Raw genomic sequence first — 23,860 nt, 5'->3', positions numbered from 1 at the left:
CTTCCGGCCGAGAAACGGCGGCGAAGCCGCCGTTAAGCCATTCTTTGCCATAGATGAGCATTATGCCGGCGCCCCGCGGTGAATTCCTGCCGCTGCCTTCTCCAGCCACCGTGACGTCGTGACATCCAACTCCATCGCCGCGCAGGAGCACCGCTTCCAGGCGTTCCGGATCTTCAACGAAGATATCGAACTTCTCGGTTCGCTGGCCGGCTTTGCGCGCGATCGGCTGCCGAAGCTGCTGGAGGAACTGCACGCGCAATTCGCGCCCTGGCCCGAGATCGCGCAGGCCCTGCGCAGGCCCGACGTGCATGAGCGGCGGCTCGCGCACTGGATAAAGCTTGCGTCGGGGAATCTGGGCGAGGGCTACACCGAGTCGGCACGCGGCCTGGCGACCGTCTTTCACGATCGCGGCGTGCCGATCTATGCCGTGGTGATCTGCCACGCGATCGTCTCGAACGCCATCATCGTGGAACTCGGGCTCGACCGCCGGAGCATGATGGGGCTGTCGAGCTTTTGGCAGAGGCGCAAGCTCGACCGGCGCATCGCGATGCGAACGGCGTTGTCCAAGGCGACGCAGCTCGATCTCGAATTGCTGCTGGAAACCTACGCCGTCGTTCAGCAGGAAAGCCGCGACCGCACGCGCCAACAGATCGAGACGTTCGAGATCACCGTCCGGGAGGTGGTGAGCGCGGTGAACGCCAGCGCCGGCAAGGTCGGGCGGCTCGCGGCATCGGTCGAGAACGTGGTGGGGGAAACCAGCGCCCAGGCCGAGCGCGCCGTTGGGGCGGCGGAGAGCGCCTCCGACAACGTCAGCAATGTCGCGACCGCAACGAACGAATTGTCGATTTCGCTCGACCATGTCGCGGCAGAGGTCGTGCGGGCATCGACGATTGCGCATGAGGCCCATGCCGCGGCCCAGAAGACCGACGCCATCGTCAAAAGCCTGGCACATTCGGCGGAGACGATCGGTTCGGTCGTGGAGATGATCCAGACGATCGCCAGCCAGACCAACCTGCTGGCGCTCAACGCCACGATCGAGGCGGCGCGTGCCGGCGAGACGGGCCGCGGCTTCGCCGTCGTCGCAACCGAGGTGAAGCAGCTTTCGGCGCGCACCGCCAAGGCCACTGACGAGATCGCGGCCCAGGTCCCGGCCATGCAGGCTGCGACGCGCGAGGCGGTCGCCGCGATCGAGAGCATCGTCGCCTTCGCCAGCCAGGTGAACGGGATCGCGGGTGCGGTCGCGGCCAGCATCGACGAGCAGCGCGCCGCGACGCAGGAGATCGCCCGCAGCGCCGATCAGGCGGCGATGGGCACGCAGGAGAACGCCGAAACCATCGTGCAGTTGAGCGACAGCGCGCAGCAGGCCGGAAAGGCGGTGCATGACGTGCTCGACGTGGCCGGAACGCTGTCCCGCCAGGCGGAGAGCCTGAACCACGCCTTCGACGATCTGATCCGGCAGAACCGCGCGGTTTAGAGCCTGCCGGGCTTGACTGGGACCACAACGTCATTCCGGGGCTTCGCGTCAGCGAAGAGCCCGGAACCCATGAACACTGGATCGTACGAGAAGCCTCGTTGGATCGCGTCTTTCGATGGGCTGGTGTTCATGGGTTCCGGGCTCGGGCCTTCAGCCCGCCCGGAATGACGGCGTGGTTCCGTGTCAAACCGGCGTGCTTCAGAGCCGTCGGCCGACCTCGTCAGGCTTGCGCCCAGCCGGGCAGGGCCTCGCTGAGATGCGGGCCGACCCGCACCGCCCAGACCGCCGTCGCCAGCCCCGTCGCATCGTCGATCTCGACGGCGACGCCCGACAGCGTGCCTTCGCCGGTTGCCGGCTCCAGCCTTGCGCCAGGTACCTTCTGCAGGAAGCGGCGCACCGGCTCGTCCTTCTGCATGCCGAGCACGGAATCATAGTCCCCGCACATGCCGGCATCCGACTGGTAGGCGGTGCCGGCCGGGAGGATGCGGGTGTCGGATGTCGGGGCATGGGTATGCGTGCCGACCACGAGGCTGGCCCGGCCATCGAGGAAATAGGCCATGGCCTGCTTTTCGCTGGTCGCCTCGGCATGGACGTCGACGATGACGGCATCCGCGACTTCGCCGAGCGGGCAGGCGGCGAGCTCGCGCTCGACCGCGGCAAAGGGATCGTCGAGCGGATCCATGAAGAGGCGGCCCATGACGTTGACGACGAGGACGCGGGCGCCGTTGCGGGCCTCGATAACGGTCGCGCCGCGGCCGGGCGTGCCGGGCGGATAGTTCGCCGGGCGGATCAACCTGTCCTGCCTGGTGATGAAGACCAGGGCCTCGCGCTGATCCCAGGAATGGTTGCCGAGGGTGACGACATCGGCGCCGGCTGCCAGGATCTCGTCGCAGATCGCCTCGGTGATGCCAAAGCCGCCGGCGGAGTTCTCGCCGTTGATGACGACGCAGTCGAGCTTCCAGGCCTCGCGCAGGGCGGGGAGGCGCTCCTGCACTGCGATCCGGCCGGGGCGGCCGACGACGTCACCGAGGAAAAGCAGACGCATAGAGGGCTCCGAACGGGTGAGATCGCCCACCACACAAGCCCTCATCCTGAGGAGCGGCCGCAGGCCGCGTCTCTAAGGATGCTCCAGAAGGCACCGGAGACTCCTGGAACATCCTTCGAGACGCCGTTCCTGCGAACGGCTCCTCAGGATGAGGGCTGTGGATTGGCAGTTCCGTCCCACTCCGTGGCCCGAAAGCCCGGCGGAATCAACCGCAGCGAATGGTTTCGCGTTCGGTCACGATCCAGTCGAGGCGCCGGTCGTGAGGCTCGTCGGGGACGGCCTCGATCTCCTGCGCGCCATAGCCGATGCCGATGCTGACGGTGGGGCCAAGCTCCGCAAGGGCGCGATCGTAATAGCCCTTGCCGTAGCCGATGCGGTAGCCGCGCCGGTCGAAGGCGGCGAGCGGCACGATCAGGATGGCGGGCTTCGCCTCGGGCTCGGCCGGAGCGGGAACGAGCGTGCCGAAACCGCCGGGCACGATCGGCTCATAGGGCGCCCAACGGCGAAAGATCATGTGCTTGTCGACGATGGCCGGCAGGCAGAGTGGCAGGCCGCGCTCATGCAACGCTTCGAGGATCGGGCGCGGATCGGCCTCGGACCGCATTGGCCAATAGGCGGAAACCGGGCCGCGGCTCTCCCAGACGGGCAGCGCGAGGACGCGCGCGGCGATTTCGGAATCCCATTCGAGCCGGTCGTCGATCTCGAGCGCGTCCCGCCGGTCGAGCGCGGCCGCGCGAAGGGCGGCTTTCCGGGGGGAGGGCGTTACAGGCGCATCGGCGGGCATCGTCGTCATGAAGGTTGCGGAGCCACCTCGGCCGTGGAGTTTTGAATCCCGGGACACCTACAGAAGTAGGTGGGCGCCGTGTGTCCGGATCCAGGGACCCGGTCAGGGACAGCTCCCTAGGGAGTCGTATGGGCCCGGGGAATGCTGTCTCGCACGCACCAGGCAGCCCCGCTCAGCCAATGTAAGTAAGCTGCCGGCAAAGCGCCAGAGGCGATTTGCATCCATGCACCGGGATGCCTTGCGCCTCCCGGCCGGGCGCGCCATGAAAGTGTTCATATTTTGGCCGTGGTGCGCAGGTGATATAGACAGGCGCGACATATTCGGAAAACCGGTTTCATCGATGCTTCGTTCGATCCTTGCCCGTCATCTTTCCCGTCCCGGGCTGACGGCGCTCGCCCTCGCCGCGGCGCTTTTCGGCGGCGCCGTGCCGGGCGTGGCGCAGGACGCCGCCGACCTGCTGGTCCGCACCACGCGGCTGGAAAACCAGCTGCGCCAGATGTCTGGCCAGATCGAGCAGCTCCAGTTCGAGAATCGCCGCCTCAGCGAGCAGGTGCGCAAGTTCCAGGAGGACGTCGATTTCCGCCTGAGCGAGAAGGGCGGCGGACGCTCCGGTGGGGCTGCGCCGGCCCCTGTGGCACCGCCGCCCGCCGGCGGCGCGCCTGCGCCCCAGCGCCAGCGACGCGGCGACGCCTTCGATCCGACGATGCAGCAGGGCGCGGCTGGCGCGCCGCAGCAGCTTGGTGGCGGCATCGCCGGCATCATCGAGGATGAGTACGGCGGAGGCCCTGCCACCGGCCAGCCGCTCGACCTCCAGGGCGTCGGGAGGCCAGTTCCGCAAGGCGGCCTGTCGCAGGCCATGCCGCGCGGACCGAGCGTCGCCGCCGCCAGTGGGCCGCAGAGCGCGAAGGAAGCTTATGATCTCGCCTTTGCCTCCTTGCAGCGGAAGGAATTCGAGCAGGCGGAGATGGGTTTCCGGCAGTTCCTGCAGAGCTATCCGCGCGACCGGCTGGCGGTCGATGCCACCTACTGGCTGGGCGAGAGCTATCTCCAGCGGCAGCGCTATCGCGAGGCGGCCGAGCAGTTCCTGAAGATCTCGCGGGAATCGCCGAAGGCGACCAAGGCGCCGGACAGCCTGCTGAAGCTCGGCATGGCGCTGAACGGGCTCGGAGCCAAAGACCAGGCCTGTGCGACCTATGCCAAGGTCGGTGTCGACTATCCTGCGGCGTCCAATTCCGTGCGCCAGGGCATTGCGCGCGAACGGCGCCGCTCCGGCTGCGCTTGAGCGCGGCATCTCAGAACGAAACGATGATGTCGCCGGTCTCGCCTGTCGAGGCCGGCGAACTCTTTATGGGGCTGGCGTGCCAGGCGGCACTGCTCGTCGCCGTGTCGGGCGGCCCTGATTCCGTCGCGCTGCTGGCGCTGCTCGCCGAATGGGGGCGGGCCTCAGGCCGGCCAAAGGTCCATGCCGCAACCGTCGATCACGGCTTGCGGCCGGAATCGGCAGAGGAGGCGGTTGCCGTCGCATCGCTCTGTGACCGGCTCGGCATTGGGCACAGGATTTTGCATTGGGACGGGCCGAAGCCCGGCAGTGGCCTCCAGGCCGAAGCCAGGCGCGCCCGCTACGCGTTGCTGGCGGGCGAGGCGCGGCGGCTTGGCGGGGCGGTGCTGGTCACGGCCCATACGCTCGACGACCAGGCCGAGACGATGCTGATGCGGCTCGCTCATGGCTCCGGCCCATCCGGTCTGGTCGGGATGCGGGACCGTGTCGAGAAGGAAGGTATCGTGCTCGCCCGCCCGCTGCTCGGTGTCCCAAAGGCGCGGCTGGTGGCCACTGCAGAGGCGAGGGGGCTGCCCTTCTTTCGGGACCCGAGCAATGCCGATCCGCGTTTCGAGCGCGTCCGCTGGCGGGGCGCGATGCCGGTGCTGGCGGAACACGGGCTGACGGCCGAGCGCTTCGGGCGCCTCGCCGAGCGAATGGCGCGGCTGGACGCGGGGGCGGCGCAACGTGCGCGGGATGTCTTCGCGGTGGTCCGCATGCCATCGGAACCCCATTCGGAACCCGACGAGCAGCGCCTGCGACTCGACTTCCGGGCTCTGTTGACGGAGCCGGAGGAGATCGTTCTGCGTGTGCTGGCGCTGGCGCTAGAGGGCGTCACGGCCGGTGGTGACGGCTACGGCCGGCTCGAGCGGCTCGAAGAATGCGTGCAAGCCCTGCGCGACGCTGCGAAGGCGGGTTTCGCCATCAGACGGACATTGTCCGGCTGCATTATCGCGCTTGGCCGAGACGGCGTGTTGGCCCTTCGGCGAGAAGGGCCACGGCGACGCGGTGTTCACCCTGCGACATCTTAGTGCCGCCTCCCCATCTGTTTCCCTTGGCAAGGGCGTGTGCCGCACCTAGATTACCTGAGCAAACCCTTGGCCTTATCCGGTTGGACCGGCAGGCCCGATCGGACTGGTGATGAATCCGAATTTTCGTAATTTCGCACTCTGGGTGGTGATCTTCCTGCTCGTGCTGGCTCTGGTGACGCTGTTCCAGAGCCCAAGCCAGCGGGCGAGCACGAACGAAATCCCCTATAGCCAGCTGATCAACGAGGCGGAGGCCGGGCGCGTTTCGAACGTCGTCGTGGCCGGGCAGGAGATTTCCGGCAGCTTCTCCGATGGCCGCAGCTTCGTGACATATGCGCCTTATGGCGACCCGAACCTGCTGAAGACCATGGCCCAGAAGGGCGTTCAGGTTTCGGCGCGGGCTCCGTCAGAGGGCACGCCCTGGTTCATGGCGCTGCTCGTCAACTCGCTGCCCTTCGTGATCTTCATCGGCCTGTGGATATTCATGTCCCGCCAGATGCAGAACGGCGCCGGCCGGGCGATGGGCTTCGGCAAGTCGAAGGCCAAGCTGCTGACCGAGGCGCATGGCCGCGTCACCTTCGATGATGTCGCGGGCATCGACGAGGCCAAGGAAGACCTGCAGGAGATCGTCGAGTTCCTGCGCGATCCGCAGAAGTTCCAGCGGCTCGGCGGGCGCATTCCGCGCGGCGTGCTGCTCGTCGGCCCTCCCGGTACCGGCAAGACGCTGACGGCCCGCGCCGTCGCCGGCGAAGCCAATGTGCCGTTCTTCACGATCTCGGGCTCCGACTTCGTCGAGATGTTCGTTGGCGTCGGCGCCAGCCGCGTCCGCGACATGTTCGAGCAGGCCAAGAAGAACGCGCCCTGCATCATCTTCATCGACGAGATCGACGCGGTCGGCCGTCATCGCGGCGCCGGCCTCGGCGGCGGCAATGACGAGCGCGAGCAGACGCTGAACCAGCTCCTCGTCGAGATGGACGGCTTCGAGCCGAACGAGGGCGTGATCATCATCGCCGCGACCAACCGTCCGGACGTGCTCGACCCGGCGCTGCTGCGCCCCGGCCGTTTCGACCGCCAGATCGTCGTGCCGAACCCTGATGTCGCCGGCCGCGAGAAGATCCTGAAGGTCCATGTCCGCAAGGTGCCGATGGCGCCGGACGTCGACCTGAAGATCCTCGCCCGCGGCACGCCCGGCTTCTCCGGCGCGGACCTGATGAACCTTGTCAACGAGGCGGCCCTGCTGGCGGCGCGTCGCGGCAAGCGCATGGTCACCCATGCCGAGTTCGAGGACGCCAAGGACAAGGTCATGATGGGCGCCGAGCGCAAATCCATGGCGATGTCCGAGGAAGAGAAGAAGCTGACCGCCTATCACGAGGCGGGCCACGCTATCGTCGGCCTCTACGTTCCCGCCGGCATCCCCGTCCACAAGGCGACGATCATTCCGCGCGGACGTGCGCTCGGCATGGTCAAGTTCCTGCCGGAGGGCGACCGCTACTCGATGAAGTTCAAGGAGTTCACCTCGCAGCTTGCGGTCGCCATGGGCGGGCGCGTGGCGGAGGAGATGACCTTCGGACGCGAGAACGTGACCTCGGGCGCCACCGGCGACATCCAGCAGGCGACCAAGATGGCCAAGGCCATGGTCACGCAGATGGGCTATTCGGACGAGCTCGGCATGGTCGCCTATGGCGACAACCAGGAAGAGGTCTTCCTGGGTATGTCGATGGGCCGCAGCCAGTCGATCTCCGAGTCGACGGCCCAGAAGATCGATGCCGAGGTCAAGCGTCTGGTCGATCAGGGCTATCAGGACGCCAAGACCATCCTGACCGAGCACCATGAGGAGTTCGTCTCGGTGGCCGAGGCGCTGCTCGAGTTCGAGACGCTGACGGGCGAGGAGATCCGCGATCTGATCGCCGGCAAGCGCCCGGTGCGCGATGCCGACGACACGCCGCACGCTCCGCGCGGCTCGGCCGTGCCGAGCGCCGGCAAGGGCCGCAAGCGCGGCGAGCCGGATGCCGGGATGGAGCCGCAGCCCCAGGCCTGAGGCAGACTCGGATAAACGAAAAAGGGCGGCCGAGAGGCCGCCCTTTTTCGTTTATCCAGCTCCGTCATGCTCGGGCTCGACCCGAGCATCTCGTGACGAGAAGGCTCCTGCTCCTCATCTTTCCCGAGATTTTCGGGTCTGCGCTGCGCTCCGCCCGGGAACGACGAGCCCTCCGTCGTGCAGGCCTTCTTCGGCCGCTGTCATGTTCCGTCATAATATGTGACAAGGCGGAAAGGTTTTTTGGCTATAGAACGCGCAAAATCGGGCGCGACAGCCCCTCGGAAACGAATCGCAATGACGCGCAAATATTTCGGGACGGACGGCATTCGCGGACGGGCGAACGGCGTCATCACGCCGGACCTCGCCCTGAAGGTCGGACAGGCCACGGGCCTCGCCTTCCGCCGCGGCGAGCATCGCCACCGGGTCGTGATCGGCAAGGATACGCGGCTTTCCGGCTACATGATCGAATATGCCATGGTCGCCGGCTTTACCGCGGTCGGCATGGACGTGATGCTGCTCGGCCCGATGCCAACACCGGCCGTCGCCATGTTGACGCGCTCGATGCGCGCCGATCTCGGCGTGATGATCTCGGCCTCGCACAACGCCTATGAGGACAACGGCATCAAGCTGTTCGGCCCCGACGGCTACAAGCTCAACGACGAGGTCGAGCGGGAGATCGAGGCATTGATCGATGCCGATCTCGGGCCGCGATTGGCTGCGTCGGCGGGGCTGGGCCGGGCCAAGCGCATCGACAGCGCCGCGGCGCGCTATGTCGAGTTCGCCAAGCGCACCATGCCGCGCAATATGAGCCTCGAGGGCCTGCGCATCGTGCTCGATTGCGCCAACGGCGCCGGCTACAAGGTCGCGCCGGAAGCGCTCTGGGAGCTGGGCGCCGAAGTCATCGTCATCGGCGACGAGCCTGATGGCTTCAACATCAATCGCGAGGTTGGCTCGACCCATCCGGAAGCGCTCGTTGCCAAGGTCCGCGAGCTGCGCGCCGATATCGGCATCGCGCTGGATGGCGACGCGGATCGCGTGCTGATCATCGACGAGCAGGGGCACATCGTCGATGGCGACCAGCTGATGGCAGTGATCGCGCGCTCATGGCTGGAGGACGGACGCCTGTCGGCGCCCGGCATCGTCGCGACCGTGATGTCCAATCTCGGGCTGGAACGCTACCTTGCGGGGCTAGGCCTGTCGCTGGCGCGCACCGCGGTCGGCGACCGCTATGTGCTGGAGCACATGCGCACTCACGGCTTCAATCTTGGCGGCGAGCAATCCGGCCACATCATCCTCTCGGATTTCGGCACGACCGGCGATGGGCTGGTGGCGGCGCTGCAATTGCTCGCAGTGGTCAAGCGGATGGACAAGCCGGTCTCGGAAGTCTGCCATTGCTTCGAGCCGCTGCCGCAGATCCTCAAGAATGTCCGTTACAAGGCGGGCAAGCCGCTGGAGCAGCAGCCGGTGGTCAGCGCGATCGAGGCGGCGAGGCAGTTGCTCGGCGAGAGCGGCCGGCTCGTCATCCGCCCGTCGGGCACCGAGCCGGTGATCCGCGTGATGGCCGAGGGCGACGATCGCGACCTCGTCGAGCGCGCGGTGGACGATGTCGTCGATGCCGTGACGAAGGCGGCGGCCTGAAGCAGATTGAGGGGTAACGGTTCGGGCGTCATTCCGGGCTTCGCGCAGCGAAGAGCCCGGAACCCAGAACCGATGCGCCTGATCGCACGGCACGATCGGCCAAAGCCCATTTTCGGCGAATGGCATCGGTTCTGGGTTCCGGGCTCAGGCCTTTGGCCTGCCCCGGAATGACGCTGGCGTTCTTGCAGCTCGCTCACACCACCGCAGTCAACCCGCCATCGACCATGAGCAGATGGCCGTTGACGTAGTCGGAGGCGGGAGCGGAGAGGAAGATGGCGGCGCCGACCAATTCCCTGGTCTCGCCCCAGCGCCCGGCCGGCGTGCGACTGCAGACCCAGTTCGTGAAGGCCTCGTCCGCGATCAGCGCCGTGTTGATCTCGGTGGCGAAGTAGCCGGGGCCGATGGCATTGGCCTGGATGTTGTGCTTGCCGAGCTCGGCTGCGAGACCCCGCGTCATCATCTTCACCGCGCCCTTCGAGGCGGTGTAGGGGATGATGGTGGCGCGGCCGAGTTCGCTCATCACCGAGCCGATATTGATGATCTTGCCGCGCTTGCGTGGCACCATCCGCTTCGTCACGGCCTGGGTGACGTAGAAGACCGAATGCAGGTTGGTGTTCATCACCTCATGCCAGCCCTCGACCGGGAATTCGGTGATCGGCGCGCGCTTCTGCATGCCGGCATTGTTGATGAGGATGTCGATGGGGCCGATATCGGCCTCGATCGCGGCGATGCCGGCCTCGACCGCCCGGTGATCGGTGACGTCGAAGGCGGCGATGGAGGCCTTGCGGCCGGCCTGGCTAAGCGCCTGCTGTGCCCGTTCGAGCTTGCCCTTGTCGCGGCCGTTCAGCACCACATGGGCGCCGGCCTCCGACAGGCCTTCCGCAAGCGCAAGGCCGATGCCCTGGCCCGAGCCGGTGACGAGCGCGATCTTGCCTTCGAGACTGAACAGCGACAGCGACATGGCGTATCCTCGCAGAGTGCTCCGGCGGGGAGCAGTTTCGGTTTGCGCACAACCTGCATCCTTCGGTAAGCAGGTTTCAAACGATTAGACAATGGTTGCGGACGCGGTTCGGCAACAGAGCGGGAGCGAGACATGCGTGCCGTCTTCATTCATGGCGAGAAGGACCTGCGCGTCGAGGCTACGACAGCGCCCGAGCTCGGGCCCCACGACGTCAGGGTGCGGATCGAGGCCGGCGGCATCTGCGGCTCGGATCTGCATTATTATCTTCATGGCGGTTTCGGCACGATCCGCGTGCGCGAGCCGATGATCCTGGGCCATGAGATCGCAGGCCGGGTCGAGGCGGTCGGCGGCGAGGTCTCGCGTGTGCAGCCGGGCGACCGTGTGGCGGTCAATCCGAGCCGGGCCTGCGGCCATTGCCGCTATTGCCAGATGGGCCTGCAGCAGCACTGCACCGACATGCAATTCTACGGCTCGGCGATGCGCTTCCCGCATGTGCAGGGCGGTTTCCGCGATGTGCTGGTCGTCGAGGAGCGGCAGGCTGTGAAGGTGGCGCCGCATGTCACGGCAGCCGAGGCGGCCTTCGCCGAGCCGCTTTCGGTCTGCCTGCATGCCGCCAAGCGCGCCGGCCCGCTGCTCGGCAAGCGCGTGCTGGTAACGGGCTCCGGGCCGATCGGGGCGCTCACCATCGTCGCGGCGAAGGCGGCGGGCGCCGCCGAGATCGTGGCGACGGACGTGGTCGACGGTCCCCTGCCGATCGCGCGCAAGATGGGCGCGACCGCGACGATCAATGTCGCGGCCGAACCTGAACGGCTGAAAGCGGAGTATGGAGCGGAGAAGGGTGCCTTCGACGTCATGTTCGAGGCATCCGGCAATCAGCATGCGCTGAGCGGCGCCTTCGACGTGATCAGGCCGGGCGGCGTCATCGTCCAGATCGGCGTCGGCGGCCAGTTCACCCTGCCGATGAATGTCGTCGTCGCCAAGGAGTTCGACCTGCGCGGCTCCTTCCGCTTCCACGAGGAATTCGACTGGGCGGTGGCGATGATCGGCTCGGGCAATATCGACCTCTCGCCGCTGCTGACCGCGACGATTCCCGTCGACCGCGCGGTCGAGGCCTTCGACCTTGCCGCCGACAAGTCGAAGGCGATCAAGGTGCAGCTCGACTTCGCCTGAGGGACGCCGAGGGTCATTCGCGGGCGAAGCGCAGCGAGGCCCGAGACTCTCACGCAGAATGAGGTACCGGAGCCTCGTTCTGGAAGAGATGCTCGGGTCAAGCCCGAGCATGACGGCGGCATAGCGACGACCTAGAACAGTCCTTCGATCCGTCCCTGAGCGTCGATATGGATGCGCTCGGCCGCCGGCTCGCGGGGCAGGCCGGGCATCGTCATGATGTCCCCGCAGATCGCGACGACGAAGCCGGCGCCGGCCGAGAGCCTGAGTTCGCGCAACGGCACGATATGGCCGGAGGGCGCGCCCCGCAGCGTCGGGTCGGCCGAGAAGGAATACTGGGTCTTGGCGACGCAGATCGGCAGGTCGCCGAAGCCGGCCGCCTCAAGTTCCGCGAAGCGCGCCTGCAGCTTCGCATCGACGCTGACGCTTTCGGCGCCGTAAATCTCGCGCGCGACCGTCTCCAGCTTCTGCCGGAGAGGCATGGCGTCGGGGTAGAGCGGCGCGAAATCGGCCTCGCCCTCATCGGCGAGCGCGGCGACCTTGCGCGCGAGTTCCTCGGCGCCGGCCCCACCCTCGGCCCAGTGCCGGCAGATCACCGCCTCGACGCCGAGATGGTTGCGGCAGTRGTTGCGGATCAGCTCATGTTCGGCAGCGGTGTCGGTGGTGAAGTGGTTGATCGCGACGATCGGCGGCACGCCGAACTTGCGGACGTTGCCGACATGGCGGGTGAGGTTTGAGAGACCCGCTTCCAGTGCCTTGAGATTTTCCTGCCCGAGAGCGTCCTTGGCAACGCCGCCATGCATCTTGAGAGCGCGGACCGTTGCGACGACGACGGCGGCGGCGGGCTTCAGCCCGGCCTTGCGGCATTTGATGTCGAAGAACTTCTCGGCGCCGAGATCGGCGCCGAAGCCGGCCTCGGTGACGACGTAATCGGCGAGCTTCAGCGCCGCGCGGGTGGCGATCACCGAGTTGCAGCCATGGGCGATGTTGGCGAAGGGGCCGCCATGGACGAAGGCGGGCGTGCCTTCCAGCGTCTGCACGAGGTTCGGCATCAACGCGTCCTTGAGCAGAACGCTCATCGCGCCGGTCGCCTTGATGTCGGCGGCGGTGACCAGGCGCTTGTCGCGGGTGCGGCCGACGACGATGCGGCCGAGCCGCGCTTCGAGATCGGCGGAATCCTGTGCCAGGCAGAAGATCGCCATCACCTCAGAGGCGACGGTGATGTCGAAGCCGTCCTCGCGCGGGAAGCCGTTGCCGGGCCCGCCGAGCGAGGACACGGTCGCGCGCAGCGCCCGGTCGTTCATGTCGAGCACGCGGCGCCAGGCGATATAGCGCGTGTCGAGCCCGAGGCCATTGCCCCAATAGACATGGTTGTCGACCATGGCGGCGAGCAGGTTGTGAGCGCTGGTGATGGCGTGGAAATCGCCGGTGAAGTGCAGGTTGATCTGCTCCATCGGCACGACCTGGGCGTAGCCGCCGCCGGCGGCGCCGCCCTTGACCCCGAAGCAGGGGCCGAGCGAGGGTTCGCGCAGGGCGATCAGGGTGCGCTTGCCGATGCGCGAGAGGCCGTCGCCGAGGCCGACGGTCGTCGTGGTCTTGCCCTCTCCGGCCGGCGTCGGGCTGATCGCCGTGACCAGGATGAGCTTGCCGTCCGGCCGCGCCTGAAAGCCCGGAATGGCGTGGGTGTCGATCTTGGCGATATGCTTGCCGTAGGGATTGAGCGCTTCGGACGGAATGCCCGCCTTTCCGGCGATGGCGGCGATGGGCTGAAGCGTCGCGGCGCGCGCGATCTCGATATCGGTCGACATCCGTCCTCTCGGAGATTGTGCTGGCTCCGCGCCTCCCGGCGCGGCGGCGGCGACACTGGCGCGAAACGCCCGGCGCCGCCAGCGCTTTCGCCGCGATGGCGGCCATGATGCACAGGCCGGAATGTCTTTTGACACAAGAGGTGCCGGCCGCGACTGCTACTGGCTTCGAGTCGGCATCGGCAGCGCATATGGCCGCTTGCGGAGGCCCGGAACAGGCAGTTACCAATGCTGGCGCAGATGGTTTGCGACTTCGCATTCTGGTCGGCTGGGGGATACGACCATGAAGCAGCCAGCCTGGCCTGCTGGGAAGGGCGAGATCGCAGCATTGCTGCGCGGCTGGACCGGCAACGAAACCACGCTCGGCGCGCCCGCCGACTGGCCGCCGCACCTGCGCAACGCTTTGCAGCTCATCCTGCTTTCGCCATCGGCCATGACTCTGCTCTGGGGCGAGCAGGGCCTGATGTTCTACAACGATGCCTATGCGGTCATTGCCGGCGCGCGGCATCCGGCCATTCTCGGTGTCGGCGTCTTCGAGGCGTGGCCCGAGGTCGAAGCGTTCAATCGCGAGGTGATGGCGAGCGTCTTCGCCGGAGAGTCGCCATCGTACCGAGACGTGCCTTTCGTCTTCTACCGCACCGGCGTGGCGGAGGAGGTCTGGCTGAACGTCGACTACAGCCCGATCCTCGGCGAGGCCGGCGCTGTCGACGGCGTGCTGGCGATCGTCACCGAGACGACGGAGCGCGTGCGTGCCGAGCAGACACTGCGGCGACGCGAGCAGGAATTGGCCCGGGTCCAGAAAATCGGCCGCGTCGGCGGGCTCGAAGTCAATCTGCGCTCCGGCTTCCATAATCGCCGATCGCCGGAATACCTGCTGATCCACGGGCTGCCGCCGGAAGCGGCCGAGGAAACGCATGAGGACTGGGTCCGGCGCATCCACCCCGACGAGCGCCTGGCGGTCGAGGCCCATTTTCGCGAAGCGGTGCAGGGAACGGCGACCGAGTATCAGGCGGAATATCGTATCGTCAGGCCTTCGGACGGACAGCTGCGCTGGATCTCGGCGATCGCGCAGATCGAGCGGGACGAGAACGGGCAGGCGGTGCGTCTCGTCGGGGCGCATCTGGATGTGACCGAGCGCAAGGAGGCCGAGGCCGAGCAGCGGCTGCTGATGCAGGAGCTGGCGCACCGTGTGAAGAACACCATGGCGATGATCCAGGCGCTGGCCTCGCAGACCCTGCGCAGTGCGAGCACGCTCGAGGGGGCGCGCGAAACCTTCGGCGCGCGCCTGGCGGCGCTTTCGCGGGCGCATGATCTGCTGGTCGGCGGCCGGCGTGCGGATGCGAGCGTGGCCGACATCGCTCAGAGCATTATCGCCCTCCAGGGCGATGCGCAGCGCTTCCGCATCCACGGCACCACGGTGGTGCTGGGCCCGAAGCCGGCGCTCGCGCTCACCCTCATCCTCCACGAACTGACGACCAATGCCGTCAAATACGGCGCTCTCTCCAACGAGGCCGGCATCGTGACGCTGAGCTGGGGCGTCGACGAGATCGAGGGCGTCAAGCAGTTCCGCCTGCGCTGGCAGGAGAGTGGCGGACCGCCTGTGTCACCGCCCTCCCGCAAGGGCTTCGGCACTCGCCTGATCGAGCGCTCCTTCCCGGCCGTACGCGCCGGCACCACCACCGCCTATCTCCGGGAAGGGCTGGTCTTCACGCTCGACGCGCCCTTCGAGGCCTTCAGCGGCGGCGAGAACGAGGCCGGCGCCTGAGGTGCAGGCGCCGGCAAAGTCCGATCAGCCGGCGATGCGGGCATTCTGCGGGAACAGGAACTTCCGCGCCTCGTCGTCGAACTCCGTCTTGAAAGCGAACTGATCCTTCAGTGCCACGGCGCGCTGGGCCGCGGGCCGGGCCGAGATCTCGTCGAGATGGCGCTTCACATGCGGGAACATCTCGGGCCATGCGTCGCCGATCGCGAAGGACAGCCGCGTCGCCCAGCCCCAGACGGACATGTCGACGAGCGTGTAGCGGTCCCCGAGCATATAGCGGCGCCTGCCGAGCAAATCGTCGATGATGCCCCAGTGGCGCTCGGCCTCGCGGGCGTAGCGGTTGATGGCGTAGGGAATCTTCTCCGGCGCGAAGCGGCTGAAATGCACCGCCTGGCCGCAATAGGGACCGATGCCTGTGGCGACGAACATCAGCCAGGACAGCATATCGCCGCGCGCCCTCGGCGTATCCTCGGGCAGGAACTGCCCGGTCTTCTCGGCGAGGTAGAGCAGGATAGCGTTCGAGTCGAAGACGGTGACGTCGCCGTCGGTCAGGGCCGGCGTCTTGGCGTTGGGGTTGATCGCGAGGAATTCCGGCTTGAACTGCTCGCCCTTGCGGGTGTCGACCGGCACCATCTCGTAGGGCAGGCCGGCCTCCTCCAGAAACAGCGCCACCTTCGCGGGGTTGGGCGAGGGGTGGTAGTAGAGCTTGATCATGGTGGCTCCTCGGCGGCGCTCAGGCCTGTCTCAATCCGGCGACATAGGAGACGAGATCGGTCAGCGCGGCAATGGTCGCATCGGCCTGGAAGCCGAGCTGCTCCGGCTGCATCCTGAGCGCCTTGAACATCAGCGCGGGGTCGATCGTGGCGGCGGCTTCGAGCTCGCTGCGCAGCCTGCCTGCCGACACACGCTCTATGCGGGCGACATGGAAGCCGTGCGCCTTGGCGCCGGCGATGTCGAAGCCGTTGGATGAGACGAAGAGGATCTCCTCGCGGGCCAGGCCGAGCCGCTTCTCGACATGAGCGTAGCCGCGCGGATCGGGCTTGTAGACGCCGATCTCGTCGACGCTGATCACGGTTTCCAGCAGTTCGCCGATACCGGCATGCGCGACGAGCCGCTTCAGCATGGCTGGGCTGCCGTTCGAGAAGATGGCGAGGCGGTGGGAGGCGAGCCCCTCCAGCGCCGTGCGCGCCTCCGGGTAAAGCGCGAGCGCGTCATAGGCTTCGGCGATCCGGGTGACGAGGTCCGGCGGTGCGGAGAGGCCGAGCGTCCTCAGGCTGAAATCGAGCGAGTCGCGCGTGACCGTCCAGAAATCCTCATAGCGGCCCATCAGGGCGCGCAGCCAGGTGTATTCGAGCTGTTTCAGCCGCCAGATCTGGGTGATCGTCGCGCCATGTCCGGGAAAGGCCGCGTCGGTGATGCCAGCCACGGATTGCACGTCGAAGAGCGTGCCGTAGGCATCGAAAACCAGCGCCTTGATCGCCATCGCTGTCCTCCGTCGGGGCTTCGCCGCGGTCCTGCCGCTTTCTTAGCACTCGCATTGACGGCGCGGTGCGTGATATCCGCACAACCATCCTTCACAGACGCCGACAGGTTCAGCCGATGCCGCCTCGCCCCGTGATGCTGATGATCCTCGATGGCTGGGGCTGGCGCGAGGAGAGCGAGGACAACGCGGTCCGGCTGGCTGCGACCCCGAACTTCGACCGCTTCTGGGCGAGCTGTCCGCATGCCTTCCTGCGGACCTCCGGGCTCGATGTCGGGCTTCCGGAGGGCCAGATGGGCAATTCCGAGGTCGGCCATCTCAATCTCGGCGCCGGCCGCGTGGTGATGCAGGACCTGCCGCGGATCAACCAGGCGATCACCGACGGTTCGATCGCGGCGGCGCTTGCGGCGACCGGCCTCGTCGACGAGCTGAAGGCGAGCGGCGGAACCTGCCATCTGCTCGGCCTGGTGTCGCCGGGCGGCGTCCATGCCCATCAGGACCATGCGGTGGCGCTTGCCCGGATCCTGGTCAGCCAGGGCATTCGGGTCCGTGTCCACGTCTTCACGGACGGGCGCGATACGCCGCCGCAATCGGCAGCGGATTACGTCAGGGCCTTCGCGGCGGCGTTGCCGCCGGAAGCGGTGATCGCCAGCGTCTCCGGCCGCTATTACGCCATGGACCGCGACAACCGCTGGGAGCGCGTCGAGAAGGCCTGGCGCGCCATGGTGCTGGGGGAGGGCGCTGCATTCGCCACGGCCGACGCGGCGATCGCGGCCGCCTATGCGCAGGATGTCACCGACGAGTTCATCGTCCCGGCCGCGGTCGGCGGCTATGCCGGCATGCGGGATGGCGATGGCCTGCTCAGCTTCAATTTCCGCTCCGACCGCATCCGCGAGATCCTCGGCGCGGTGCTGGAGCCAGACTTCGCCGGGTTCATGCGCCCGCGCCGGCCGCAGCTGGTCAAGGCCGTCAGCATGACCTCCTACAGCGCCGAGCTCGACAAGGTCATGCCGATGCTGTTCGCAGCCCAGACGCTCGCCGAGGGGCTGGGCGAGACGGTGGCCAAGGCGGGCCTCAAGCAGGTCCGCATGGCGGAAACCGAGAAATATCCGCACGTCACCTATTTCTTCAACGGCGGCGAGGAGACGCCCTATCCCGGCGAGGACCGGGTGATGGCGCCTTCGCCGAAGGTCGCGACCTACGATTTGCAGCCGGAGATGTCGGCGCCGGAGCTGACCGCCAAGGCGGTCGAGGCGATCGATTCCGGGCGCTACGACCTCGTCGTGCTGAATTTCGCCAATGCCGACATGGTCGGTCATACCGGCGTGCTGGCCGCCGCGATCAAGGCGGTCGAGACGGTCGATGCCGGGCTGGGCGCCATCGCGGATGCCGTGCAGCGGGCGGGCGGCGCGCTGCTCGTCACCGCCGACCATGGCAATGCCGAGCTGATGGTCGATCCGCTGACCGGCAAGCCGCATACGGCGCACACCACCAACCCGGTGCCGCTGATGCTGATCGGCGGGCAGGCCGGAGCCCTGGCGGACGGGCGCCTCGCCGACATCTCGCCGACGCTGCTGGCACTGATGGGCCTGGAGCAGCCGGCCGAGATGACAGGGCGGTCGCTGCTGCGCTGAAGCGAGCGGACCGTCAACGCAAAACGGCGCGGAAGTGATCCGCGCCGTTCGGTTGCAGCTTGTGGAGGCCGTGTCAGTACTTGCGCACGACCGGCGGCGCGTAGGCGACCGGCTCCGGCGTGCCGCAGCAGTTCGGATCGCCGAAGTTCCAGCGCATGCCGATGCGGAAATCGTGGCTGTCGATGTTCCTGGACTTGAGCGGGGCGTAGATATCGCCGTTGAAGGCGTTGACGATCCGGCCTGACTGGGCGTCGCCGAGGTTGAGATAGCGGTAGCCCAACTCGAGCGTGAGGTTCTTGTTCACCTCGTATCCGAGGCCGGCCATGAGTGCCCAGGCGAGATCGGTCTTGGTGCCGTTGCTGGCATAGCCAAGCGTCGGGAAGCCGGCGACGGAGCCCTGATCGGTCAGACCGCTGATGCGGTTCTGGGAGAAGCCGATGCCGGCGCCGATATAGGGCGTCAGGCAGTTCCAGGTGCCGAGGTCGAAATAGCCGTTGAACAGGGTGACCAGCGAAGACAGGTTGCCTTTGTAGGTGTTGGTCTGGTTGTCGTTGATGAAGGGGTTGAAAACGATGTCGTTCACCCCGATCGACGACGAGCCGCGATATTCGCCGGTGATGTCGAAGCGCAGCCAGTTGTTGAAGCGATAGCCGACGCCGAGGCCGGCGAAGAAGGCCGAATTATCGGTCTGGCCGAAGAAGCTGCCGCCGAACTGGACGACGTCGTCCTGGTGGTACCTGCCGATGGTCTGGACGCCGACGCCGATATCGCCGCGCAGATAGAAGCCGCTGGAGATGGTGCCCTTGAGGCCAAGCGGCTCCGGCGGGGGCGGCGGGGCATAGGCAAGATCGGCAGCATGGGCCGCGGCGGATGCGCCGAGGGCCAAGCCGCCCGCCAGCGCGAGAGTTTTCAGGCTGCCCATGGCAGTGTCCTTCGCGTTTGCGCGGCGCAAAAACGCAGCCCGCGCGAGTTACCAACAGGAAGGACCTTGGCAGAGATTTCTTAAATGACCATTAACCCTAACGGCTAACCTTACTTTTGCCTGAAGATAGCCGCGAATGTTAACGGAACTTCACTATTTCCAGTCTGCTGGCGGGGTAGAAGCGAAGGTGCGAACGCTGGCGGCCGAATTTGCGCCAGGCTCCGGCGGTGACTGCCGGTCTGTCAGGGCGATGCGGTGGCGCGGAACAGGCGCTCCTACCCCTGACAGGTCAAGGTCGCGTTCAGCTTGCTGCGGATGAGCGACAGCGACATGCTCCTGAAGAAGCTGTGAAAGCGTTGCGGCGCGCGGAAAACCAGCCTGTCGCCGTCCTCCCAGACCGGAACGACGGTGCCGCTAAGGCGCGCGGACATCGCGGCAAGCCGCATTCTGTCGATAGCCGCTTCCTGGGCGACGCGCGTCTGCGTCCCGAAAGAACTCTCGACCGGAACGATCACGAAATAGTTTCCGCACTCATTGACGTGAGCGATCTGCAAATCCGCCATCGATAGGCCACGCCCCATTTGGCCCCCCGGCGAGATGTGGCCCTAAATTACCTTAAGTCACATCCTTCATTTGGATGAACTATTTCGCAGGGGGGCAAAGGGGAAGAGAAATTCCACCCTGGCATGTTCTTCCCTCGCCGGTAGCGATGCTGGCCACGGGCCCCGTCGCTACGCAGGCGAGAGCCGGCTGTTCGCGCGGGTGCTTAGCTCGCGGGCTTACCGGCCGCCTTGCGGGCCTTGGCCGCCATGTCCTCGAATTCCTGGCGGATCTTTTCGATCTTCTCTTCATCCAGCTCTTCGAGATCGAGCAGCTCTTCGCGCGCGCCCTCCAGCTTCCAGATCAGCTCATCGAGCTTGATCTGCATCGCCGCCGTGTCGCGGTTCTGGCTGTTCTGGATGATGAAGACCATCAGGAAAGTGACGATGGTGGTCGAGGTGTTGATGACGAGCTGCCAGGTGTCGTTGAAGCTGAAGATCGGCCCGGAAAGTGCCCACACCAAGATGAGGGCGCCGGCGCCGAAGAAGGTCTGCGGCTTGCCGGCCCAATGAGCGACCCATTGCGAAAGGCGGGTGAAGAGCGAGCGGTCGCTTTGCGGCAGACGGCGCTTGGCCATGGTGAAATTCCCCCGTGCCGATCAAGGCTGTCCTGACAGCCCCAACGCAGCCGAGAAGCGACCGTTCCCGCTATGCGAACCGACTAGGCGACCAGACGCTCGGCGTGCCAGGCGACATGCTGCGCCATGAAGGTCGAGATGAAGCTGTAGGAATGATCGTAGCCGTCCCGCATCGTCAGCTGCAGCGGGATGCCGGCCGTGGCGCAGGCTATCTCGAGCAGCTGCGGGCGCAGGCCCTCTTCGAGGAAGCCGTCGGCTGTGCCCTGATCGACCAGGAGATCGGGGATGCGATGTCCGTCCGCGATCAGCAAGGTCGAGTCGTAGGCGCGCCAGGTCGTTTCGTCCGGGCCGAGATATTTCTGGAAGGCTGGGCGCGACCAGCCGGCGGTCGAAGGCTGGGCGATAGGGGCGAAAGCGGAGACCGAGCGGTAGCGATCCGGATTCTTCAGCGCCAGCGTGATCGCGCCATGCCCACCCATGGAATGGCCGAAGATGCCCTGCCGGCTCATGTCGAGAGGAAAGTTCTTGGCGACGAGGGCCGGGAGCTCGTCGCGGATATAGCTCTCCATCCGGTAGTTGCGGGCATAGGGCTCCTGCGTGGCGTCGAGATAGAAGCCGGCGCCGGAACCGAACTGCCAGTTGTCCGGCTCATCGGGAATGTTCTCGCCGCGCGGGCTGGTGTCCGGGCAGATGATCGCGATGCCGTTGGCGGCGGCGGCGGCGCGGTACTCGCCCTTGTCCACGACGTTCTGATGCGTGCAGGTCAACCCCGACAGATACCAGAGCACGGGCACCGGCCCGTCCTCGATCTGGTGCGGCAGGTAGATCGCGAAGTTCATCGGGCAGGCGCAGGCCGTGCTTTCGTGACGGTAGACGCGCTGTGAGCCGCCGAAGGCCTTCGAGGAGGAGAGGAGTTCCATGCGGTGTCCTTTCGATCGAGCTTCCGCGGCAGGGCAATTACACCCGCGCCGTCATTCCGGACGCAGCGAAGCGGAGATCCGGAATCCATCGTAGAGTGCGGTCGAGCCCTATGATGGATCCCGGATCGGCGCGGCTGTGCCGCTTGTCCGGGATGACGCCGTGTTTCCGTGCCCTATGGATAAGGCCAGAAAGCGGCGCCTCAGTAGACCACCACGCTCCGGATCGACTTGCCCTCATGCATGAGGTCGAAGCCGTGGTTGATCTCGTCCAGGCTCAGCTTGTGCGTGATCAGGTCGTCGATGTTGATCTTCCCCTCCATGTACCAGTCGACGATCTTCGGCACGTCGGTGCGCCCGCGCGCGCCGCCGAAAGCCGTGCCCTTCCAGACGCGGCCGGTGACGAGCTGGAACGGCCGGGTGGCGATCTCCTTGCCGGCCTCGGCGACCCCGATGACGATCGATTCACCCCAGCCGCGATGGCAGCACTCCAGCGCCTGGCGCATCACATTGATATTGCCGGTGGCGTCGAAGGAGAAGTCGGCACCGCCGCCGGTGAGGTCGACGATCGCCTGCACGACCTTGTCGTTGCCGATCTCCTTGGGGTTGATGAAGTCGGTCATGCCGAACTTGCGCGCCATCTCCTGCTTGGCCGGGTTGATGTCGACGCCGATGATCTTGTCGGCGCCGACCATGCGGGCGCCCTGGATCACATTGAGGCCGATGCCGCCGAGGCCGAAGACCACGACATTGGCGCCCGGCCAGACCTTGGCCGTGTAGATGACGGCACCGATGCCGGTGGTGACGCCGCAGCCGATGTAGCAGATCTTGTCGAAGGGCGCGTCCTCACGGACCTTGGCGAGCGCGATCTCGGGCAGCACGGTGAAGTTCGCGAAGGTCGAGCAACCCATGTAGTGGAACACTTCGCCGCCGTCGCAGGAGAAGCGCGAGGTGCCGTCCGGCATGACGCCCTGGCCCTGGGTGGCGCGGATCGAGGTGCAGAGGTTGGTCCGGCGCGACAGGCAGGACTTACAGTTGCGGCATTCCGGCGTGTAGAGCGGGATGACGTGATCGCCGGGTTTCAGCGTGGTGACGCCGGCGCCGACCTCGCGCACGATGCCGGCGCCCTCATGGCCGAGGATCGCCGGGAATTTGCCCTCCGAATCGAGGCCCGACAGCGTGTAGGCGTCGGTGTGGCAGATGCCGGTGGCCATCACCTCGACGAGGACCTCGCCGGCCTTGGGCCCGCCGATCTCGATGGTTTCGATGGTGAGCGGCTTGCCGGCTTCCCAGGCAACGGCTGCACGGGTCTTCATCGGGCGGTTCCTTCTTTTCGAGCGTTCATTTCAGATAGGGGCGGATGACCCGCATGATCGCGGCGATCTCGTCGTCTCCGGCTTCCGCCTTCGCGGCCTCGGCCGGGCGGGCCATGGTCTCGCGCAGATGGCTTTCGAGGACCTCGGCCATCAGCCCCGTCGCGGCACCGCGCAGCGCCGCGAGCTGCTGCAGCAGGGCGCCGCATTCCTCGCCGCGCTCCACGGCCGCGATCAGGGCGTCGGTCTGCCCCCTGATCCGGCGCAGCCGCGTGACGGCGCGCTTCTTCTCTTCAGGCGTATGAGGCATGCGAGGGCGCCAAGGGGTTCGATCCGGACGCGACGCTAGGTACTCAGGGGGAGTATGTCAACGCAGACAGCACGACGGCAACGGAAAAGGGCGGCAGCGTTGCCGATGCCGCCCCTGCGCAGGCGTTTAATTCCGACCGGGGTCAGAAGCTGTATCCGAGCTTCACCTTGACGAGATGCTGGCTGAAATTGGTCAGGTCGAGATCGCCCGGCTGGTCCTTGGCCTTGCCCGCGACCTGGATGTTGTAGGCGGCGGAGAGGGCGAGCTGCTTGGTCGCCTGCCAGAACACGCCGGGACCGGCGAAAGTGGCATAGCCCGACTCGTTGCCGAAGCCGAGATCGTTATGGGCGCGCATGTGGCGGACTTCGCCGCTCAGATAGAGCCCGTCCAGGACCTGCCAGGCGAGCGAGCCGCCGACCGTGAAGGTCGAGGAGCGCTGGTAGGGCGAGGGGCCGGTCCAGGTCAGATCCTGCGAGAGGTTGAGCGCGGCGTAGAGCTTGCCCGGGATCAGCGCCTTGTCAGCGAAGATGCGCAGGCCGGTGTTGTAGGTGGTGAAGCGGCCGGCGCCGTCGGGATCCGCACGGTTGAAGCTCGGATCCAGGACAAGGGTGAGGCCGAGCCCGTGCATGTCGCGCCCGAGGAGGCGGTACTTCATCTCGACACCAGCGCCGAATGCGCGCTCGTCGGCGCTGATGCCGCCGGCCGAGGCGTTGCTGAAGGAACCCAGCACATAGGGGCCGACCTCGAAGCAGGGGAAGAGGCCGTAGGAGCCCTGCAGGGTGAGCCCATGTCCGTTCGAGCTGCCGGTCCGCGTGCCGAAGGCGCCGTTATAGGTGAGACTCGGGCCGAAGGAGCCGACGCTGGCGACATCGGAGCCGGTGGTGAAGCCGAAGGCATCGGTCGGGATGCCTTCCTCATCCACGCAGGCGGAGACCACCGGTGCCGGCGCAAGGGTGGCCTTGCGGTAAGTCAGGTCGGCGGCGAAGGCGGGAGCCGCGGTTGCGGCGGCAATCAGGGCGAAAGCTAGGGTTTTCGAAGACATGGGAAACTCCGCAGAAGTCACGGATCAATACGCTATTGCAAATCA

At 66.6% G+C, this 23,860-nt stretch carries 21 protein-coding genes and 1 other RNA gene; 8 read left to right on the top strand and 14 right to left on the bottom strand.

Annotated features, from left to right (window positions below; genetic code table 11):
* The first annotated feature begins 118 nt into the window (after nt 1-118).
* Complete coding sequence (locus AC1DVA_RS11595) at nt 119-1,474, top strand: globin-coupled sensor protein (protein WP_265054769.1); 1,356 nt, start codon at nt 119-121, stop codon at nt 1,472-1,474.
* 220 nt (nt 1,475-1,694) lie between these two features.
* Here the strand turns inward: AC1DVA_RS11595 and AC1DVA_RS11590 are convergent, their stop codons facing one another.
* The 3 genes from AC1DVA_RS11590 to ssrS all read right to left on the bottom strand — a co-directional run bounded on the left by AC1DVA_RS11590 (nt 1,695) and on the right by ssrS (nt 3,475).
* The gene (locus AC1DVA_RS11590) at nt 1,695-2,519 is read right to left on the bottom strand and encodes a TIGR00282 family metallophosphoesterase (RefSeq protein ID WP_265054768.1); all 825 of its coding nucleotides are present in this window, start codon (nt 2,517-2,519) and stop codon (nt 1,695-1,697) included.
* Between the two features lie 205 nt (nt 2,520-2,724).
* The gene (locus tag AC1DVA_RS11585) at nt 2,725-3,312 is read right to left on the bottom strand and encodes a 5-formyltetrahydrofolate cyclo-ligase (RefSeq protein ID WP_476806006.1); all 588 of its coding nucleotides are present in this window, start codon (nt 3,310-3,312) and stop codon (nt 2,725-2,727) included.
* Nucleotides 3,313-3,318: 6 nt separating this feature from the next.
* Nucleotides 3,319-3,475, bottom strand: a non-coding RNA gene (gene ssrS / locus AC1DVA_RS11580) — 6S RNA.
* Nucleotides 3,476-3,643: 168 nt separating this feature from the next.
* Between ssrS and ybgF the strand changes: the two genes are divergently transcribed.
* The 4 genes from ybgF (at nt 3,644) to glmM (ending at nt 9,325) form a co-directional block, all read left to right on the top strand.
* Entirely contained in the window at nt 3,644-4,585 is a 942-nt protein-coding gene (ybgF, locus tag AC1DVA_RS11575; RefSeq protein WP_265054766.1) for a tol-pal system protein YbgF, read from the top strand.
* A 26-nt stretch (nt 4,586-4,611) separates the two neighbouring features.
* Nucleotides 4,612-5,652 (top strand): tRNA lysidine(34) synthetase TilS, encoded by a 1,041-nt coding sequence (gene tilS / locus AC1DVA_RS11570; RefSeq protein ID WP_476806005.1) that lies wholly within the window; start codon nt 4,612-4,614, stop codon nt 5,650-5,652.
* A gap of 109 nt (nt 5,653-5,761) precedes the next feature.
* Nucleotides 5,762-7,687, top strand: a complete 1,926-nt coding sequence (ftsH, locus tag AC1DVA_RS11565; RefSeq protein ID WP_265054764.1) for an ATP-dependent zinc metalloprotease FtsH — start codon at nt 5,762-5,764, stop codon at nt 7,685-7,687.
* A gap of 294 nt (nt 7,688-7,981) precedes the next feature.
* Nucleotides 7,982-9,325 carry a phosphoglucosamine mutase gene (glmM, locus tag AC1DVA_RS11560; RefSeq protein ID WP_476806004.1) on the top strand — a complete coding sequence of 448 codons (1,344 nt, stop codon included), beginning with the start codon at nt 7,982-7,984 and terminating at the stop codon, nt 9,323-9,325.
* A 193-nt stretch (nt 9,326-9,518) separates the two neighbouring features.
* On the opposite strand, the gene AC1DVA_RS11555 is transcribed toward glmM, so the two are convergent.
* Nucleotides 9,519-10,286 (bottom strand): SDR family NAD(P)-dependent oxidoreductase, encoded by a 768-nt coding sequence (locus AC1DVA_RS11555; protein ID WP_265054762.1) that lies wholly within the window; start codon nt 10,284-10,286, stop codon nt 9,519-9,521.
* Between the two features lie 132 nt (nt 10,287-10,418).
* Here AC1DVA_RS11555 and AC1DVA_RS11550 point away from each other — a divergent pair, with 132 nt between their 5' ends.
* Nucleotides 10,419-11,456, top strand: a complete 1,038-nt coding sequence (locus tag AC1DVA_RS11550; RefSeq protein ID WP_265054761.1) for an L-idonate 5-dehydrogenase — start codon at nt 10,419-10,421, stop codon at nt 11,454-11,456.
* A 131-nt stretch (nt 11,457-11,587) separates the two neighbouring features.
* On the opposite strand, the gene AC1DVA_RS11545 is transcribed toward AC1DVA_RS11550, so the two are convergent.
* Nucleotides 11,588-13,261, bottom strand: a complete 1,674-nt coding sequence (locus AC1DVA_RS11545) for a formate--tetrahydrofolate ligase (protein WP_476806003.1) — start codon at nt 13,259-13,261, stop codon at nt 11,588-11,590.
* A gap of 280 nt (nt 13,262-13,541) precedes the next feature.
* Between AC1DVA_RS11545 and AC1DVA_RS11540 the strand changes: the two genes are divergently transcribed.
* The gene (locus AC1DVA_RS11540; RefSeq protein WP_265054759.1) at nt 13,542-15,023 is read left to right on the top strand and encodes a sensor histidine kinase; all 1,482 of its coding nucleotides are present in this window, start codon (nt 13,542-13,544) and stop codon (nt 15,021-15,023) included.
* Nucleotides 15,024-15,047: 24 nt separating this feature from the next.
* Here the strand turns inward: AC1DVA_RS11540 and AC1DVA_RS11535 are convergent, their stop codons facing one another.
* Nucleotides 15,048-15,734 (bottom strand): glutathione S-transferase family protein, encoded by a 687-nt coding sequence (locus AC1DVA_RS11535; protein WP_476806002.1) that lies wholly within the window; start codon nt 15,732-15,734, stop codon nt 15,048-15,050.
* A 19-nt stretch (nt 15,735-15,753) separates the two neighbouring features.
* Nucleotides 15,754-16,503 (bottom strand): haloacid dehalogenase type II, encoded by a 750-nt coding sequence (locus tag AC1DVA_RS11530; protein ID WP_265054757.1) that lies wholly within the window; start codon nt 16,501-16,503, stop codon nt 15,754-15,756.
* Nucleotides 16,504-16,619: 116 nt separating this feature from the next.
* Here AC1DVA_RS11530 and gpmI point away from each other — a divergent pair, with 116 nt between their 5' ends.
* Nucleotides 16,620-18,134, top strand: coding sequence for a 2,3-bisphosphoglycerate-independent phosphoglycerate mutase (gene gpmI, locus AC1DVA_RS11525; protein ID WP_265054756.1), 1,515 nt, complete (start codon nt 16,620-16,622; stop codon nt 18,132-18,134).
* A 73-nt stretch (nt 18,135-18,207) separates the two neighbouring features.
* Here the strand turns inward: gpmI and AC1DVA_RS11520 are convergent, their stop codons facing one another.
* The 7 genes from AC1DVA_RS11520 to AC1DVA_RS11490 form a co-directional block, all read right to left on the bottom strand.
* Nucleotides 18,208-19,056 carry an outer membrane protein gene (locus tag AC1DVA_RS11520; protein ID WP_265054755.1) on the bottom strand — a complete coding sequence of 283 codons (849 nt, stop codon included), beginning with the start codon at nt 19,054-19,056 and terminating at the stop codon, nt 18,208-18,210.
* 275 nt (nt 19,057-19,331) lie between these two features.
* On the bottom strand, nt 19,332-19,619 hold the full coding sequence (locus tag AC1DVA_RS11515) for a hypothetical protein (protein WP_265054754.1): 288 nt from the start codon (nt 19,617-19,619) through the stop codon (nt 19,332-19,334).
* A gap of 203 nt (nt 19,620-19,822) precedes the next feature.
* Nucleotides 19,823-20,233: a low affinity iron permease family protein gene (locus AC1DVA_RS11510; RefSeq protein ID WP_476806001.1), complete on the bottom strand. Its 411-nt coding sequence runs from the start codon at nt 20,231-20,233 to the stop codon at nt 19,823-19,825.
* An 83-nt stretch (nt 20,234-20,316) separates the two neighbouring features.
* A complete protein-coding gene (gene fghA, locus AC1DVA_RS11505; protein WP_265054752.1) occupies nt 20,317-21,153 on the bottom strand; it encodes an S-formylglutathione hydrolase in 837 nt (278 codons plus the stop codon).
* A gap of 200 nt (nt 21,154-21,353) precedes the next feature.
* Nucleotides 21,354-22,466 (bottom strand): S-(hydroxymethyl)glutathione dehydrogenase/class III alcohol dehydrogenase, encoded by a 1,113-nt coding sequence (locus tag AC1DVA_RS11500; RefSeq protein ID WP_265054751.1) that lies wholly within the window; start codon nt 22,464-22,466, stop codon nt 21,354-21,356.
* Nucleotides 22,467-22,491: 25 nt separating this feature from the next.
* Nucleotides 22,492-22,773, bottom strand: coding sequence for a metal-sensing transcriptional repressor (locus AC1DVA_RS11495; protein WP_265054750.1), 282 nt, complete (start codon nt 22,771-22,773; stop codon nt 22,492-22,494).
* Between the two features lie 142 nt (nt 22,774-22,915).
* Complete coding sequence (locus AC1DVA_RS11490; RefSeq protein WP_265054749.1) at nt 22,916-23,815, bottom strand: hypothetical protein; 900 nt, start codon at nt 23,813-23,815, stop codon at nt 22,916-22,918.
* Nucleotides 23,816-23,860 lie beyond the last annotated feature (45 nt).

This window comes from Allobosea sp. P4_C6 (genome assembly GCF_056402015.1).
The sequence above is the reverse complement of the archived record's forward strand: the minus strand, read 5'-3'. Positions and strand labels throughout refer to the sequence as shown.